The organism is Corynebacterium sp. HMSC074A01 (genome assembly GCF_001831515.1).
GTDB lineage: Bacteria > Actinomycetota > Actinomycetes > Mycobacteriales > Mycobacteriaceae > Corynebacterium.
In genome coordinates, this window is record NZ_KV825631.1 from 33929 (window position 1) to 48190 (window position 14262).

The 14262-nt window shown below is 66.3% G+C and carries 14 protein-coding genes; 5 read left to right on the forward strand and 9 right to left on the reverse strand.

Annotated elements, in window-relative coordinates:
• The first annotated feature begins 28 nt into the window (after positions 1-28).
• Complete coding sequence (locus HMPREF2550_RS11425) at positions 29-1138, forward strand: sensor histidine kinase (protein ID WP_070791225.1); 1110 nt, start codon at positions 29-31, stop codon at positions 1136-1138.
• Positions 1135-1734, forward strand: a complete 600-nt coding sequence (locus HMPREF2550_RS11430) for a response regulator (protein WP_070791227.1) — start codon at positions 1135-1137, stop codon at positions 1732-1734. Before HMPREF2550_RS11425 ends, HMPREF2550_RS11430 begins: the two co-directional genes overlap by 4 nt.
• Here HMPREF2550_RS11430 and HMPREF2550_RS11435 read toward each other — a convergent pair.
• Positions 1727-2905, reverse strand: coding sequence for a multidrug effflux MFS transporter (locus HMPREF2550_RS11435; protein WP_246819820.1), 1179 nt, complete (start codon positions 2903-2905; stop codon positions 1727-1729). The two genes, HMPREF2550_RS11430 and HMPREF2550_RS11435, sit on opposite strands and share 8 nt — an antisense overlap.
• Positions 2906-2935: 30 nt before the next feature.
• Here HMPREF2550_RS11435 and HMPREF2550_RS11440 point away from each other — a divergent pair, with 30 nt between their 5' ends.
• From HMPREF2550_RS11440 to HMPREF2550_RS11450, 3 genes are read left to right on the forward strand one after another with little or no spacing between them, the layout of a single operon-like run.
• Positions 2936-3430: a pirin family protein gene (locus HMPREF2550_RS11440; protein ID WP_141760603.1), complete on the forward strand. Its 495-nt coding sequence runs from the start codon at positions 2936-2938 to the stop codon at positions 3428-3430.
• Positions 3427-4362: an SLAC1 family transporter gene (locus tag HMPREF2550_RS11445; RefSeq protein WP_083319915.1), complete on the forward strand. Its 936-nt coding sequence runs from the start codon at positions 3427-3429 to the stop codon at positions 4360-4362. The genes HMPREF2550_RS11440 and HMPREF2550_RS11445 overlap by 4 nt, the downstream gene beginning before the upstream one ends.
• Positions 4363-4402: 40 nt before the next feature.
• Entirely contained in the window at positions 4403-5680 is a 1278-nt protein-coding gene (locus HMPREF2550_RS11450) for an IS1096 element passenger TnpR family protein (RefSeq protein ID WP_070791234.1), read from the forward strand.
• A gap of 8 nt (positions 5681-5688) precedes the next feature.
• Here the strand turns inward: HMPREF2550_RS11450 and HMPREF2550_RS11455 are convergent, their stop codons facing one another.
• The 8 genes from HMPREF2550_RS11455 to HMPREF2550_RS11490 form a co-directional block, all read right to left on the reverse strand.
• The gene (locus tag HMPREF2550_RS11455) at positions 5689-6015 is read right to left on the reverse strand and encodes a DUF202 domain-containing protein (protein ID WP_070791236.1); all 327 of its coding nucleotides are present in this window, start codon (positions 6013-6015) and stop codon (positions 5689-5691) included.
• Positions 6012-6398 carry a YidH family protein gene (locus HMPREF2550_RS11460; RefSeq protein ID WP_070791238.1) on the reverse strand — a complete coding sequence of 129 codons (387 nt, stop codon included), beginning with the start codon at positions 6396-6398 and terminating at the stop codon, positions 6012-6014. Before HMPREF2550_RS11460 ends, HMPREF2550_RS11455 begins: the two co-directional genes overlap by 4 nt.
• Before the next feature lie 14 nt (positions 6399-6412).
• Positions 6413-6898, reverse strand: a complete 486-nt coding sequence (locus HMPREF2550_RS11465; protein WP_070791240.1) for a VanZ family protein — start codon at positions 6896-6898, stop codon at positions 6413-6415.
• Between the two features lie 27 nt (positions 6899-6925).
• Complete coding sequence (locus HMPREF2550_RS11470) at positions 6926-7651, reverse strand: hypothetical protein (RefSeq protein WP_070791243.1); 726 nt, start codon at positions 7649-7651, stop codon at positions 6926-6928.
• A 56-nt stretch (positions 7652-7707) separates the two neighbouring features.
• Positions 7708-8430, reverse strand: coding sequence for a hypothetical protein (locus HMPREF2550_RS11475; RefSeq protein ID WP_070791244.1), 723 nt, complete (start codon positions 8428-8430; stop codon positions 7708-7710).
• 29 nt (positions 8431-8459) lie between these two features.
• On the reverse strand, positions 8460-9542 hold the full coding sequence (locus HMPREF2550_RS11480; RefSeq protein ID WP_141760604.1) for a DUF2189 domain-containing protein: 1083 nt from the start codon (positions 9540-9542) through the stop codon (positions 8460-8462).
• A gap of 74 nt (positions 9543-9616) precedes the next feature.
• Positions 9617-12463 carry a leucine--tRNA ligase gene (gene leuS, locus HMPREF2550_RS11485; RefSeq protein WP_070791249.1) on the reverse strand — a complete coding sequence of 949 codons (2847 nt, stop codon included), beginning with the start codon at positions 12461-12463 and terminating at the stop codon, positions 9617-9619.
• A 381-nt stretch (positions 12464-12844) separates the two neighbouring features.
• Complete coding sequence (locus HMPREF2550_RS11490) at positions 12845-13375, reverse strand: flavodoxin domain-containing protein (RefSeq protein ID WP_070791251.1); 531 nt, start codon at positions 13373-13375, stop codon at positions 12845-12847.
• Positions 13376-14262: the final 887 nt, after the last annotated feature.

Sequence of the window (14262 nt, forward strand, 5' to 3'; positions counted from 1 at the left end):
GAACGCAAACGCCGTTAGGCTTGGACGCGTGCAATACACCAACCGAATCCTCGCCGTGCTGCGCGTGAGCCTGCACATCCTCGTCGCGGTCCTGCTGCTGGTAGGACTCATCGCCGACTTCGACCCGCTCGCGTTAGTCTTCGGCGCGTGCTACCTCGCCGGCACCGCGCCCTATAACCGCGGGGTGGAGTTCAGCACGCGCGCAACCTGGGCGTGGCTGGCGGTCATCGTCGCGCTGTGGGGCTGGCTGGCCTACCGCTCCGAAGCTTACGTGTGGTTGGAGTTCCCCCTGGTCATGCTCGGCGTGTTCCTACTGCCCACCGCGGCGGGCCTGGCGCTGTCCGCCGTCTTACTCGCCGCCACCCTGGCGATTACGGTGCCCGCCTCGGGCATCAGCGGGGCGATCGGCCCAGCCATCGGCACGGTGCTCGCGGTGATCATCGTCCACTCCTACACCATGCTGCGCGGGGAGGCCGAGCACTACAAACAGCTCGCGCTCGAGCTGGAGGTGGCGGAGCGCTCCCGCGGCGCCGCGGAGGAGCGCGCCCGCCTGTCACGCGAGGTGCACGACACGATGGCGCAGGGCTTAAGCTCCATCGTGCTGCTCGGCCGGGCGCTGGACAAGCAGCTTGACGACGCCACCGCGGACGCTGCGCGCGAGATCCTCACCACCATCCGCGAGGTCGCGGCGGAGAACCTGGCGGAGGCGCGCCGCTTTGTCGCCGTCAACGCCGAGGGCGGCAGCGCGCAGCCGCCGCGGCGCACCCTGCCCGAGCAGGTCCGCGAGCTGGCGAAGGCGGCCGAGGACCGGCAGCGTGCGCTCGGCGAAACACTCGAGGTGCAGGTCAACGTGGTCGACGTGGTGGGCCCGGCCGTGGAGGTGGCCGAGCGCGTGGTGCGTGAGGGCTTGAGCAACGTGGTGCGCCACGCGCACGCCACCAAGGCGGTGGTGACGGTGGATAAGCTGGGAGAGACGATCACCGTCGACGTCTTTGATAACGGCCGCGGCATGTCCGGGCCGGAGGGCTTCGGGCTGCGCGGCCTGCGCGCCCGCGTCGAGGAGGCCGGCGGCGAGCTTTCGGTCGAGGGCAATGTGCTCGCGGCCACCATTCCCGCCCAACTCAAGGAGGCACAATGATTCGGGTCATGCTTATCGACGACCACCCGGTCGTCCGCGCTGGACTCCGCGCAGTCCTCAACTCCTTTGGGGACATCGAGGTTGTCGCGGAAGGTGCTGACGGGACGGCAGAAATCCCCGAGGGTGTCGACGTCATTGTCAGTGATATCCAGATGCCCAACGTGGACGGCATCGAGGTCACCCGGCGCGCCGTCGCCGCGGGCGGACCGCCCGTGCTCATCCTGACCACCTACGACACACAGGCCGACGTGGTGGCCGCGGTGGAGGCGGGCGCACTGGGCTACCTGCTCAAGGACGCGCCTGAGGACGAGCTGCACGACGCGGTGGTGAAGGCCGCGAACCGTGAACGCGTGCTTTCCGCACAGGTGGCGGGCGTGCTCGCGGAGCGTGTGATGCGGCCGGAGGAGGCGCTGTCAGCGCGCGAGATTGAGATCCTCAAGGCGCTGCAGACCGGGGCGTCGAATAAGCAGATGGCGGCCAGCCTGTTTATCTCGGAGGCGACCGTGAAGACGCACCTGATCCACATCTACTCCAAGCTGGGCGTGGATAACCGGACCGCGGCTGTGGACAAGGCCCGGGAACGCCGCATTATTTAAGTTCGCGCTGCTTTGTCAGGCCGAGCACGGCCGCCGCGGCAAGCACGGCGCAGCCAAGCGTGCCCAGCGCCATGGAGAGCATGTGGTTCGCGCCCAGGGCAACCAGCGGGGGCATCGCGGCGGCGATGATGAACTGGCAGAAGCCGAGCGCGCCCGAGCCCGCGCCGGTGCCGATGTCGCGGACTTCCTCCACGGCGAGCGCGGAAGCGTTCGCCATGATGAACCCGCCCATCAGTGACAGGACGGCGAAGAAGGGCAGCGCCCACAGCGTCGGGGTGGTCAGGGCGAAGGGGAGGAGGATGAGGGCGATGCAGGCGTCGATAAGCAGGGCCCCGACGAGCAGCGAGCGCGGGTGCTTGGCGCGCAGGGCGCGCATGTTCAGCGTGTTGGAGACGGGGATGAGCAGGGCCATGCCGCCGAAGATCAGGCCGTAGGCGGTGCTGCCCAGGCCCAGCTGTGACTGCAGGACCAGCGGCGAGGCCGCGATGTAGGCGAACAGTGCGCCGAAGCCGAGGCTGCCGGCGAGCATGTAGCCGACGAACGCGGGGCGGCGCAGGCACAGCCACATGCGAGGGAACATCGAGCGCAGCACGCCCGCCGAGCGCTTCTCCTCGGGCAGGGTTTCCGACATGCGGAAAGCGAGGATGGCCTGGACGACGTTGAGGGCCACAAGCAGCCAGAACACGCCGCGCCAGCCGACGACGGGCAACATGGTGCCGCCGATGATCGGGGCGATCGCCGGGACAAAACCGGTCAGCGCCATCAGTCCGGAAAACGCGCGGGCCGCTTGCTTGCCGTGAGAGACGTCCGGTACCACCGCGCGCGAGACGGCCTCCAGGCAGCCCGCGGCCAGGCCCTGGATGAAGCGGGCTGCGATGAGCGGCCAGATGCCCGGCGCGAGCGCACAGGCAACCGACGCCGCGAGGAAGACCGCGGAGGCCGCCACGATTGGTGACTTTCGCCCCGTGCTATCAGAGATCGCGCCAAAGACCAGGTTGCCCAGCGCCATGCCCAGCATGAACCCGGAAATGGTCAGCTGCGCGATAGCCGGGGTGGTGCCCAGCTCCTCTGTGATCGTGGGCATGGCCGGCAAGTACATGTCGATGCCGAACGGGGCGACCGAGGAGAAGAACGCGAGGGCCACCAACAGCCCGGGTGAAAGTTTTTGCACGGCAGGTACCATACCCGTATGAGCACCGAAATGAGCAACGTAGTGGGCGCATGGAGCGGCATCGAGCTGCCTTCGCGCACAGATGCTGTGGAGGGCCGTGCTGAAGTGGCGGGGACAACCCTGCGCTTCGGCGAGCTGGAGCTGGACTACGACGGTCCGGAGGCTTCCGGTGCGTTTACCCCGGAGCCTTTCACGCTGCGCTCGGTGACCACCCGTGTCAGCGGCGAGGCCTACGTGTTGGCCGGCTCGCTGTTTGGACAGCGCTCGCCGCTGTCGCTTCCGGAGAGTTTGTGTGCGGCCGCGCTGGTCGTGGAACCCGGCGCGGAGATCGCCTTTGTCTGCGACGAGGAGCTCGCGTACGCGATGGTGGCCTGCACCGAGGGGTTGCGCTTTGACAACGTCGCCGTGCCCGCCGGCTCCTTCGGGCGTACGCGAGAAGGATTTGCAACCCACGCGGTGAAAAACACCGCAGCGCAGCAGGCGGTGGCTGTGGTTTTGGGCGGTAGCCCGGCGCGTCGTCGATGAACCGCGGGCTGACCTTCGACACCCTGCCACCACCAGGGCCCGCGTGGGGCGGCAGCCTGATGGGCACATCCCTTATGGCAACCCTTATGCTCACCAGCGGGCTGCGCCTTGTGGCCTGGCCCTTTGCCATCCTGGGCGCGGCGATCTTCGTGCTGCTCTTGGTTGGCTTCGCCGTCTACCGCACCCCGCACTTCCACCAGGACCTCATGGCGCCGTGGGCGATGTGGTTTATCGGCATCATGGCGCTCGGCACCGCGTGGACCAAGCTCACGGGCGCGCACTGGTGCATCCTTGTAGGGTTTTGGGTCGGCGCGCCGCTGTGCCTGGTGGCGTACGCGAACCAGCTGCGGCGCTTTAGCGGCACGCCGAACTTTGCGTGGGGGCTGCCGCTGGTCGGCCCCATTATGGCGTCGAATACCGCGGGCTCGATCGCCGAGCTGACCGGGCAGCGCGCCTACTGGGCGCTGGGAATTGGCTGCATGATCCTGGCGGTGATCGCCGCCTACCCGCTGTTTTTCCGCGTCTATCTTGCGGCTTTTCGCGGCGAGGCTGACATCCATGGACCTGCCGCAGCGACGACGTGGATCCCGCTGGGGGTGGTGGGCCAGTCCACCTCCGCGATCGCGCTGCTGTTTGGCACCCGCGTGGAGGTTGTGGTGGGCAGCGCCTTGCTCATCCTGGCCATCCCCATGGCGCTGTTTGCCATGTGGCACTTCTACCCCGCCGTGCTGAAATGGGTGGACTACTCGCCCGCCTGGTGGGCGTCGACCTTCCCCACCGGGGCGATCGGGGTGGGCGGGTATTCGCTGGCCCAGGCGTGGGACTTGGACTGGCTCAGCACGGTTGCCACAGTGCTGCCCGCGCTGCTGATTGTGCACTGGTGCCTGTGCGCCGCGCGTTTTCTTTCCTGGTGGGTTGCGCTCCGCCGCTAAGCCTGTGTGTGTGGGCGCTGCGGCACGTAGGCTGGTGGGCATGATCGTCACAATGCTGTTCACCGTGGAGGGGGCCCGACCTGAGATCAGTCGGTGCGTGAATGTGGAATCCGACTTGGACTTGAGTCGCCTGGCGCAGATTATCGACGCCTCGCTCGGGTTCTCCGGCGCTGCCGGGCACCTCTTCATCCACGAGGACGAGACGAAGCGGGAGGTGTTCGCGGAAAACCCCGGCCCGGGCGAGCGCTCCATGAGCTCGATGCAGGTCGGCGACATGCCGCCGCTGCTCTACGTCTACGACCCGACCGCGAATTGGAACGTGAACGTCCGCCGCATCGGCCAATCCGGCCTGGAGGGCCCCACCCCGCTGCTCGTGCACGCGCAGGGCCCGGACGTGGTGGAGACCGCCAACGGCCCGGAGATGATGACGCGTCTGCACGAGGAGGCCCGCAACCTGGCGGCAGGGCTGCCGCCGAACATGGAGATCACGCCGCTTTTGCTCGGGTGCCTGCCGGTGATGACCCCGGATCGGATGCTCGACCGGCTCAGCGTGGTCGACCAGGTCGCGGTGGCCACCCGCATGGGTTTCGTGGGCGAGGAGCTCGACGTGCCGAGCGCGCAGCCGCCTCACTTCGACGACCTGCCGGACCAGGACCTGACCATGCTTCTCGATGCCTTCATCGAACAGCGCCCCGACCTCAAGGAAATCCTGGACACGGACCCCAACCCGCACAGCAACCCCACGCTTATCGCGGCATTCCAGGAGTTCTTCGAGGACACCATGGTGCCCGTCGGCGACGGGGCCGTCGATATGCACGCGCCGAAGGGCTTCTCCCCAGTCCTTGCCCAATACTTAGAGACGCTCGGGGAGAGAGCACCCCTGACCACGCGCGGCAAGCTGAAGGTCAATATTGTGCGCTCGCTTATCGACGTCCTCGACCTCCCCTCGTACCTCTCCCAGCCCCGCGAGGACACGTGGGATGCCATCGTGTTCGGGCGCTTCCTGCTGGAAAAGTTGGGCTTTCTCACCCGGGTGGGCAACTCACTGCTGCGCACCCCGGAGGGCACAGACTTCCTTGCGAACCCGTCGATCGTGGGACGTGAGGCGGAATTCGCCGACGCGTGCGCCGAGTACTTCGGCGACTGGACCTGGGACATGGTCGTGGAGTTCCTCACCGGCGACCTGCGCGAGCCCGCCTCGCCCTTGATCGACGATGCCCTGGACACCCTCATGGTCCTGGGCGGGGTATTCGAGATGGGCGATGTCAACGTGATTACCGGGGAGCTCACCGCGGTGCTGAATCGGGGGAAGCACTAGGTGAACGCTTAAGCCACGAAGACGACGTAGAGCCCCAGCCCGCCGAGCACGCCCATCGCGAGCGTCATCGCCGCGACCGCGGGCGTGTTCGGCGCGGAGCGCTCGTTGGCCAGGTGGACGGCGTCGTGCCGGTAGAAGCGCCGGTTCATCGCGATGATCACCGCAGCGACTAGCGCCAGCAGCACGATCACGGTGAAGATCACGCCGGGGTAGGCGCTTGACCAGCGCATCAGCACCGAGGAACACACCAGCATGGCCAGTGCGGTGCGCCCCCAGGATAAAGCGGTGCGCTCCGGCTGCAGGCCCGGGTCCGCGACGGGGATCTGGCGGGTCACGTCAGGCTCACCAGCACGACGACGGCAGCGATGAAGATGCCGACGCCCAGCACCGGCACGATCGCGGGTGCCGGCAGCGGACGGCCGTGGCGCAGCGCGCGCTCAAGGCGCACCCAGCGGATCGCCGCGCCCAACGAGATCGCCATGGCCAGCACCACGATCAGCGCCGCGATCACGGTGCGGGTGGCGGGCTCGATGCCGGGCAGGTCGAAGGCCTCGATCGCGATCCCGCCGGCGAGGAAGGCCAGGGCGGTGCGCGTCCAGGCGAGGAAGGTGCGCTCGTTGGCCAGGGTAAAGCGCGGGTCCGGCTCCGTGCCGTCGGGAAACACCGCGCGCGTAAACCAGCCGCGCGAAGGCTCCGGCGGGGTCGGTGCTTGGCTCATGCCACCCACCCTACCTACCGCGGCGCAACACCCAGCGCGAAGTAGGGAACGAGGATCACCACCGCGCACGCGATGAACAGCCACACTGTGGTGGGCGACTTGTGCAGGCGCGCAGCATAAGCGCCGAGCCAGCCGCCCGCGATGTTGAAGAGCAAATCGTCCATATCGCTGTAGCCCGCCGCAAGCAGGTATTGCGCGGTCTCGACGGACAGGCTGGCAAGGAGGCAGAAGCAGGTGGTGGCGGCGACGGAACGTCGATAAGCGAGATAGCCCACGGGAAAGAAGAGGGCGAGGTTGCCGAACAGGTTGAACCAGGGGCCCCACCAGACGCGGTAGTGCTCGAAGGAGACGAGCGGGTCGAGGCGGATCTGCTGGATCTGGTGCGCCTCGGCGTCCCATACCCCGGGGACGGAAATGTAGGCCTTACCGACGGTAAAGGCGAGCACGAACACCACGCTGACCAGCAGGGCGAGCGTGTGCAGGGCGCGAGAGATTTTCACCCACGCGACAATAGCGCCGCAAGCTGGCTACTTACTGGTAGCTTCCTCGGGAAGCGGTTGGCCGGATACTTGGAGGTAGGCGTGCCCGAACGCGAGCGCACCGACCGGCAGGGTGATGAGCAGGCCGACCACGGCGAGCGCGAGACCCACCAGGTTCAGGGCGGTCGCGGCGAGGCTGATGAGCAGCAGCGAGCCGTAGTTACGCTTCGCGGCGCGGTAGCCGGGGCGGGCGGCCTCCCACACGCTCATCGCGTCGGCCGCGTACAGCATGACCATGGAAAGCAGCGGGGTGAGCAGGTTGATCCCGAGGATCCCGCCGGCGAGCAGCCAGAACAGGGCAGTCTGGTAGAAGGGTGCGCCCTGGTTGGTGGTGGGTGCCGCGAAGAGGTCGGCCAGCCCGCCGGTGATTACAGTGGACCACGCGACGAAGACCGCGACGCAGGCAGCGACGATGAATAGGGAGGTCAGCAGCGTTTCCTGGTACTCGGTGGCGCGCACGTCGCCCAGCCGGAAGCGGGTCTGGCGGGCCTGCCGCAGGACGTTGACCGAGCCGAGCGGGAGGATGAGCGCGGCGATGACCAGCGGAGTAGTCACCGGCAGGAGAAGGAAGCTGAGCACGACGGCGGCGAGGCCGACGGCGGTAAGGACCACCCAGGTGGTCCAGTTTTTCATCGTTGCGCGCCAGGCCCATGCGAGTGCCGAACCCGCGCTGATGGTGCTGGGGGCGGGCAGGGTGCTGGTCTCGGGGCGCATACCTTAAAAGTTAGCAAGAAGTACCCGTGTGTGGGTCGTGTGGGTGGCGCACGGGGTTAGAGGCGCGGCTGTGGCACTACTTGGGCCGCTACTTGGCGGTAGCCGTGCGCGAATGCGAGCGAGACAAACGCGATGATCGGCACCCAGATGAACGCGGACAGGCGCGCGTACTCGTGCGGGATGAGGGTGCGCAGGTAGACGCCGACTGCGAAGGGGATCACGGCGATGAGGAGCGCGAGGAGCACCTTGTCCAGGTTCTTCGCGCTCGCGGCCAGGCCTAGGGTGGCGGCCTCTGTGAGTGTGAAGCGCTCGTCGGCGGCAAAGGTGAAGGTAAACGCGCACAGCGCGAGCACCACGGCGAAGAGGCCGACGGCGACGTAGAGCGCGAAGAATTCGGGCTCAAGGAGCCCGTAGGCGACGTTCGAGGGCGAGGATGCGGGGAAGTCCCGCAGCCCGACCGCGAGGAAAATGCCGAAGGTCATGAGCGCGTAGATCGCGGTAAAGCCGGCGAAGATCGCCGCCATGACGATGACGCGGAAGGAGCTGGAGTAGGTGACCTGCCCAAGCTCCAGGTTCGGGTTGGCCGAGTGCTGCACCGCCACCGCAAGCAGCACGGGCGTGAAGATCCCGCCCAACAGTGGCAGGGCCGCGGCGAGCAGACAGACGACCAGCATGATGGGTACCCACAGCCGCCAGCCCGCGAACAGCTCGCGGGCGGCCCAGGCGTAGGCCGGGAGCACGGCGAAGCCGCGGATCGGCCTGGGCTGTGGGGTGTCCATGGGTACTGGGATGAGTTGGGGCCGCTTGCTTAGTAGGTCTGCGTCGCGGACTCGGCTGGGACCGGGCCGCCGGAGATCTGGCGGTAGGCGTGTGCCATGGCCAGGATGACCACCGGCGCGGTGACGATCAGGCCGACGAAGGCCAGCAGCGAGCCGAAGCCGATCAGCAGGCCGTTCAGAAGCGACATGCCCAGCAGCGGCAGGTAGTTGCGCTTGCCCGCGGCGAAGCCCGCCTTCATCGCCTCGCCGAAGGAACCGGCGTTGTCAGCAGCGTAGAAGGTCTGCATAGCGAAGAACGGGGCGAGCAACAGCGCGACCAGCATGATGACGCCAATCAGGCCGGCGAGGCGGCTCACCAGCGGCCCAATGGCCATCGGATCCTCTTCAATCACTGCGAGATCGTCCGGCAGTGTGCTCGGATCCAGGCTAGAGAAAATGCCGATACCCGCAATCAGCGCGACTACCAGAATCAGCGCGAACACGATCAACCCCACGACCACAGACATGCCGAGCGTCTTGCCGTAGGTGGGGGCCTTCACCTGGCCCAGGCTGAACTTGCGCGACAGCGTCTGCTGCAGTCCCGCCGACCACACCAGCGGGTAAATGAAGATGGAGAGCAGGCTGAGCAGGCCGGTCGGCTCAAAGGCGCTCGCCGCCATGAACACTGCCGCGAGCAGGCCGAAGAGCAGCCAGGTCTGCCAGTTGCCGGAGGTGGTCTTAAACGCCCAGGACAGCGCCTCCATCACGCGGAGCTTGCCGGTGCCCTTGGTGTGCGTGAAGCCGTTGTTGGCCGGATCGTTGATGGGGTGCGGGGTGGTGCCGTCGCCGTACGTGCCGTCGACAAGCTGCTGGCCGTGGTAACGCAGCGCGGTGGCACCTGCGGCTCCGGCCGCGGCGTTGACGTCGAACTGGTCAAAGCTCTGCTGATCGTATCCGTTCTGGCCGTATCCGTTTTGACCGTACGAGCTCTGCTCGGATCCGGGCCACGCTGAAGAGCCAGCGTTTTCCGGATGGCTGCCGGCCGGGTTATCCGGGTACGGCTCGAAACCCCCGTAGGGGCTCGAGCCGCCTGCGCCGTTCGGGTTGGTGTTTCCGTCGTTCGGTGTAGTCATGCGGCCGATAATAACAGCCGTTTCGCGCACCCTGCCCGCCCACAGGAAGCGGACAGGGCGCGTTCACCTCTCCCCTACTCCACCACAAGGTTGACCATGCGGCCCGGCACCACGATCGTCTTGACGATGGTTTTGCCGTCGGTGAGTTCGGCCACGCGGGCGTCGGCAAGCGCAGTGCGCTCCATGTCCTCCTTGGAGGCGTCGACGGCGACATCGATGCGCGCCTTGACCTTGCCATTGATTTGGACGGGGACTTCGACGGTGTCGTCGGTAAGCAGCGACTCGTCGAAGGTGGGGAACGGTTCGAACGTGAGCGTGTCGGTGTGGCCGAGCTTCGCCCACAGCTCCTCGGCGATGTGCGGGGCGACCGGCGCAACCATCTGCACCAGCGGGGTCACCGCGGCGCGCGGGGCGCTGTCCGGGTAGGTCTTGGTGAGGTAGTTGACGTACTCGATCAGCTTGGCCACCACCGTGTTATCGCGCAGGTGCTCGTAGTCCTCGCGCACGCCCGCGATGGTGCGGTGCAGCTGCTTGGCGTCGTCCTCGGAAAGCTCGGCGTCATTGACAGTGACCTCGCCGGTCTCCTCGTCGACCACCAGGCGCCACAGACGCTGCAAGAAGCGGTGCGCGCCGACGACGTCCTTCGTCGCCCACGGGCGGGAAGTGTCCAGCGGGCCCATCGACATCTCGTAGACACGCAGGGTGTCCGCGCCAAAGTCGGCGGCGATGTCGTCCGGGGCCACTGCATTCTTCAGCGACTTGCCCATCTTGCCGTACTCACGGTTGACCTCGGCGCCGTTGTAGAAGAACTTGCCGTCCTTCTCCTCCACTTCGGCAGCCGGGACGTAGACGCCGCGGGAATCCGTGTAGGCGTATGCCTGGATGTAGCCCTGGTTGAACAGGCGGCGGTAGGGCTCCTTCGAGGTGACAAAGCCAAGGTCATAAAGCACCTTGTGCCAGAAGCGGGCGTACAGCAGGTGCAGCACCGCGTGCTCCACGCCGCCGACGTACAGGTCCACGCCGCCCGGGTCGTTCTCGCCGCGCGGGCCCGTCCAGTAGCGCTCGTTCTCCAGGTCGCAGAAGGCGTTGTCGTTGGTCGGGTCGACGTAGCGCAGCTGGTACCAGGAGGAACCGGCCCACTGCGGCATGACGTTCGTGTCGCGCCAGTAGGTCCGCTCGCCCTCGCCCAGGTCCATGCGCACCTCGACCCAGTCCTTCGCCTTCGCCAGCGGCGGCGAGGGCTCCGAATCCGCGTCGTCAGGGTCGAAGGACACCGGCTTGTAGTCCTCCACGTCCGGCAGTTCGACCGGCAGCTGATCCTCCGGGATGGAGTGCGCCTGGCCGTTCTCGTCGTACACAATCGGGAAAGGCTCGCCCCAGTAGCGCTGGCGGGCGAACAGCCAGTCGCGCAACTTGTACTGGATCTTCTCCGCGCCCTTTTGCTTCTCGACGATCCACGCCAGCACCCGCTCAATCGCCTCCGCCTTACCCAGGCCGTTCAGGTCCAGGCCGTCTTCGTTGGCCGAGTTGATGTGGGCGGCGTCGCCGGTGAACGCCTCCTCGGAGACGTCGCCATCGAGTACCGGGACAATCGGCAGGCCGAAGACGGTGGCGAACTCGTAGTCGCGCTCGTCGTGCGCCGGCACCGCCATGATCGCGCCCGTGCCGTAGCCGGTGAGCACGTAATCCGCGATGAAGATCGGCACCTGCTGACCATTCACCGGGTTGGTGGCGTACGTACCGAGGAAGACGCCCGTCTTCTCCTTATTCTCCTGACGCTCCACATCCGACTTCGCGGCGATCGCGCGCTTGTAAGCGTCCACCGCCTCGCGCGGAGTGGCCTTGCCGTAGGTCCAGCGCTCGTCGGTGCCCTCGGGGTACGTGTCGGCCAGCAGCTCGTCGACAAGCTCGTGCTCCGGCGCGAGCACCATGTAGGTCGCGCCGAACAGCGTGTCCGGACGGGTGGTGAAGACGGTGAGGTCGCCCGCCGGGGAGGCGAAGTTGACGTCGGCGCCGCGGGAGCGGCCGATCCAGTTGCGCTGCATGCTCTTGACCTTCTCCGGCCAGTCGAGCAGCTCCAGATCATCCAGCAGGCGATCCGAGTAGGCGGTGATGCGCATCATCCACTGGCGCAGACGCTTGCGGAAGACCGGGAAGTTGCCACGCTCCGAACGCCCGTCCGCCGTGACCTCCTCGTTGGCCAGGACCGTGCCCAGGCCCGGGCACCAGTTGACCATGGACTCATCGAGGTAGACCAACCGGAAGGCGTCGATAGCCTTGTGCTTTTCCGCCGTGGTCAGGTCGCGGAAGTTGCGACCGTCCTTCGTTGTGCGAGCCCCCGACATCAGGTCCCGCACCAGATCCTCGATCGGGCGGGCCTTCTGCTGCTCCTCATCAAACCAGGCGTTATAAATCTGCAGGAAGATCCACTGCGTCCACTTGTAAAACTCTGGATCCGTCGTGGCCACCGAGCGACGGCGATCATGGCCCAGGCCCAGCTGATCCAGCTGGCGGGTCATGTTCTCAATGTTCTTCTCCGTCGTCGTCCGCGGGTGCGTACCCGTCTGGATGGCGTACTGCTCCGCCGGCAGACCGAAGGCGTCGTAGCCCAGCGTGTGCAGGACGTTCTTGCCCAGCATGCGGTTGTAGCGAGCGTAGACGTCGGTAGCGATGTAGCCCAGCGGGTGCCCCACGTGCAGGCCCGCGCCCGAGGGGTACGGGAACATGTCCTGGACGTTGAGCTTCTCCTTCGGCAGCTCCCCGCCGGTAGCCAGGTCGCCGACCGGGTTCGGAGCGTTAAAGGTGCCGTGCTCGCGCCAGTACGCCTGCCAACGCTGCTCAATGTCATTAGCCAGCGCCGCGCCGTAGCGGTACGCGGGGCCGTCGGTGTGGGAGTTCGCGGGAGTATTCGCCTCAGTCATAGGTATGCAGTGTAGTAGGCCACCCGTGCAGAGGGGCGATTGCTTATCGACGGCTACGCCGCCCACGTTTTCCCAGCAAATTCTTTTTTCGCCGTTTTGTGAGCGCAAAAAGATATAGGAAAGATATAGGGGCGGATTTTGGGGCCGGTTTTCGACGTTTTGGCTGGTAGGCGAATTGTTGCGATATCTTTTTTATTTGTTTTCTTGGCGGTTATGCCTTGATCCAGCGCGTGCCGCGGCCGCGGGGTGGGCCTGCATTTCCCCAGGGAATTCTTTTTTGCAGTTTTTGTGGGCGCAAAAAGATATAGAAAAGATATAGCGGTGGTTTTTAGGGCCGGGTTTTGGCGTTTTGGCTGTTAGGCGAATTGTTGCGATATCTTTTTAATTGTTTTTGGACGCCTCGCACCACGCGACGATCTCGTCGAGCCGCGAAAGATCAACCCGGTCAGTGTCCTTCTTGTAGCCCTCGATCATCGCGCGCTCATTCTCCGATTTCCGAGGCTTCAACTTGAGCGCGCCGATGATCCCACGCATCACGCCCGCGTGGGCGGCGGTGAGTTCGGAGTAATTCAGGCGGCCGGGCAAGTAGAAGCGTTGGATTTTGCTGGCCCGGTCGCCGAGCAGCTCTGCCGTCGGATCCGCTTCTTGTACCACATGGTCCAGCGTCATCCCCACCGTGACGACGCAGGTGGGGCGGGCCTCGGTCGTCTGCTCAGGTAGCGCTTTTGCGAACTTGGCCGCAGCGTTCATCGGTCCGTGCGCCGGTGCGAGGACGATAATGGGGCCTTCTTCGGCGGCCGCGGACACTTCGGCGGGGTCAGGAATCTCCTGCGCTGTCGTGCCTAGACGACGCGCGAGCTCCTCAGCGTACTGCCGCGTAGACCCATAGACGGAGGAGAAGTAGATGTGCATAACGCCATTGTGGCATGGATGGGGAGGGGGCGTAGCTCGAGCACGCGCTCCGAGACCTCGAGGTGAGGCTCACTCCTGCTAGCGCGGGGAGCACAATCCCAAGGCGCGCATTGCTGCCATCAAACGGGGTTCATCCCCGCCAACGCGGGGAGCACGTGGAAGAGCGAGTTCTCGAGCTTGCGCGCAAGGACTCATCCCTGCTCACGCGGGAAGCACGCTGGTCTCGTTGCGGCGTAATTCGACCTCTGCGGCTCATCCCCGCTCGCGCGGGGAGCACGACGTGCATGACAAGATTGACGGACCTGACGCGGGCTCATCCCCGCTCGCGCGGGGAACACATTGCTCGCGATCCGCTCAAGTAGGGCATCAAGGGCTCATCCCCGCTCGTGCGGGGAGCACAGGGTGACGGTGAACCGCGGGTTCGACGCTTCGGGCTCATCCCCGCTCGTGCGGGGAGCACCTGCTGGTATTCGGGCCCGCCCTTGGCGACGACGGCTCATCCCCGCGCGTGCGGGGAGCACATGGGGCTCAATCTGATTAGACGCGGTGCGCGGGGCTCATCCCCGCCTGTGCGGGGAGCACGAGTACGGGGTGATCGACGAGGGTGACGGCCCCGGCTCATCCCCGCCTGTGCGGGGAGCACTCTTCGATTGCAGCCTGCGCTGGCTTGCTCTGGGGCTCATCCCCGCCTGCGCGGGGAGCACAAGACAATTGCCGAGCAGATCGGCCTACTCAACGGCTCATCCCCGCCTGCGCGGGGAGCACGAGATGGGACGGCAAAGGAAGAGCATTACCGAGGGCTCATCCCCGCCTGCGCGGGGAGCACCACTTGCCGCTTGACGCGGGGCTTACCGTCGAGGGCTCATCCCCGCCTGCGCGGGGAGCAC

What these genes read in the sequence shown, in the direction of transcription:
- HMPREF2550_RS11450 (WP_070791234.1), top strand. Translation starts at nt 4,403, where the DNA reads ATGATCGTCACAATGCTGTTCACCGTGGAGGGGGCCCGACCTGAGATC.
- HMPREF2550_RS11440 (WP_141760603.1), top strand. Translation starts at nt 2,936, where the DNA reads ATGAGCAACGTAGTGGGCGCATGGAGCGGCATCGAGCTGCCTTCGCGC.
- HMPREF2550_RS11430 (WP_070791227.1), top strand. Translation starts at nt 1,135, where the DNA reads ATGATTCGGGTCATGCTTATCGACGACCACCCGGTCGTCCGCGCTGGA.
- HMPREF2550_RS11480 (WP_141760604.1), bottom strand. Translation starts at nt 9,542, where the DNA reads ATGACTACACCGAACGACGGAAACACCAACCCGAACGGCGCAGGCGGC.
- HMPREF2550_RS11490 (WP_070791251.1), bottom strand. Translation starts at nt 13,375, where the DNA reads ATGCACATCTACTTCTCCTCCGTCTATGGGTCTACGCGGCAGTACGCT.
- HMPREF2550_RS11460 (WP_070791238.1), bottom strand. Translation starts at nt 6,398, where the DNA reads ATGAGCCAAGCACCGACCCCGCCGGAGCCTTCGCGCGGCTGGTTTACG.
- leuS (WP_070791249.1), bottom strand. Translation starts at nt 12,463, where the DNA reads ATGACTGAGGCGAATACTCCCGCGAACTCCCACACCGACGGCCCCGCG.
- HMPREF2550_RS11470 (WP_070791243.1), bottom strand. Translation starts at nt 7,651, where the DNA reads ATGCGCCCCGAGACCAGCACCCTGCCCGCCCCCAGCACCATCAGCGCG.
- HMPREF2550_RS11475 (WP_070791244.1), bottom strand. Translation starts at nt 8,430, where the DNA reads ATGGACACCCCACAGCCCAGGCCGATCCGCGGCTTCGCCGTGCTCCCG.
- HMPREF2550_RS11445 (WP_083319915.1), top strand. Translation starts at nt 3,427, where the DNA reads ATGAACCGCGGGCTGACCTTCGACACCCTGCCACCACCAGGGCCCGCG.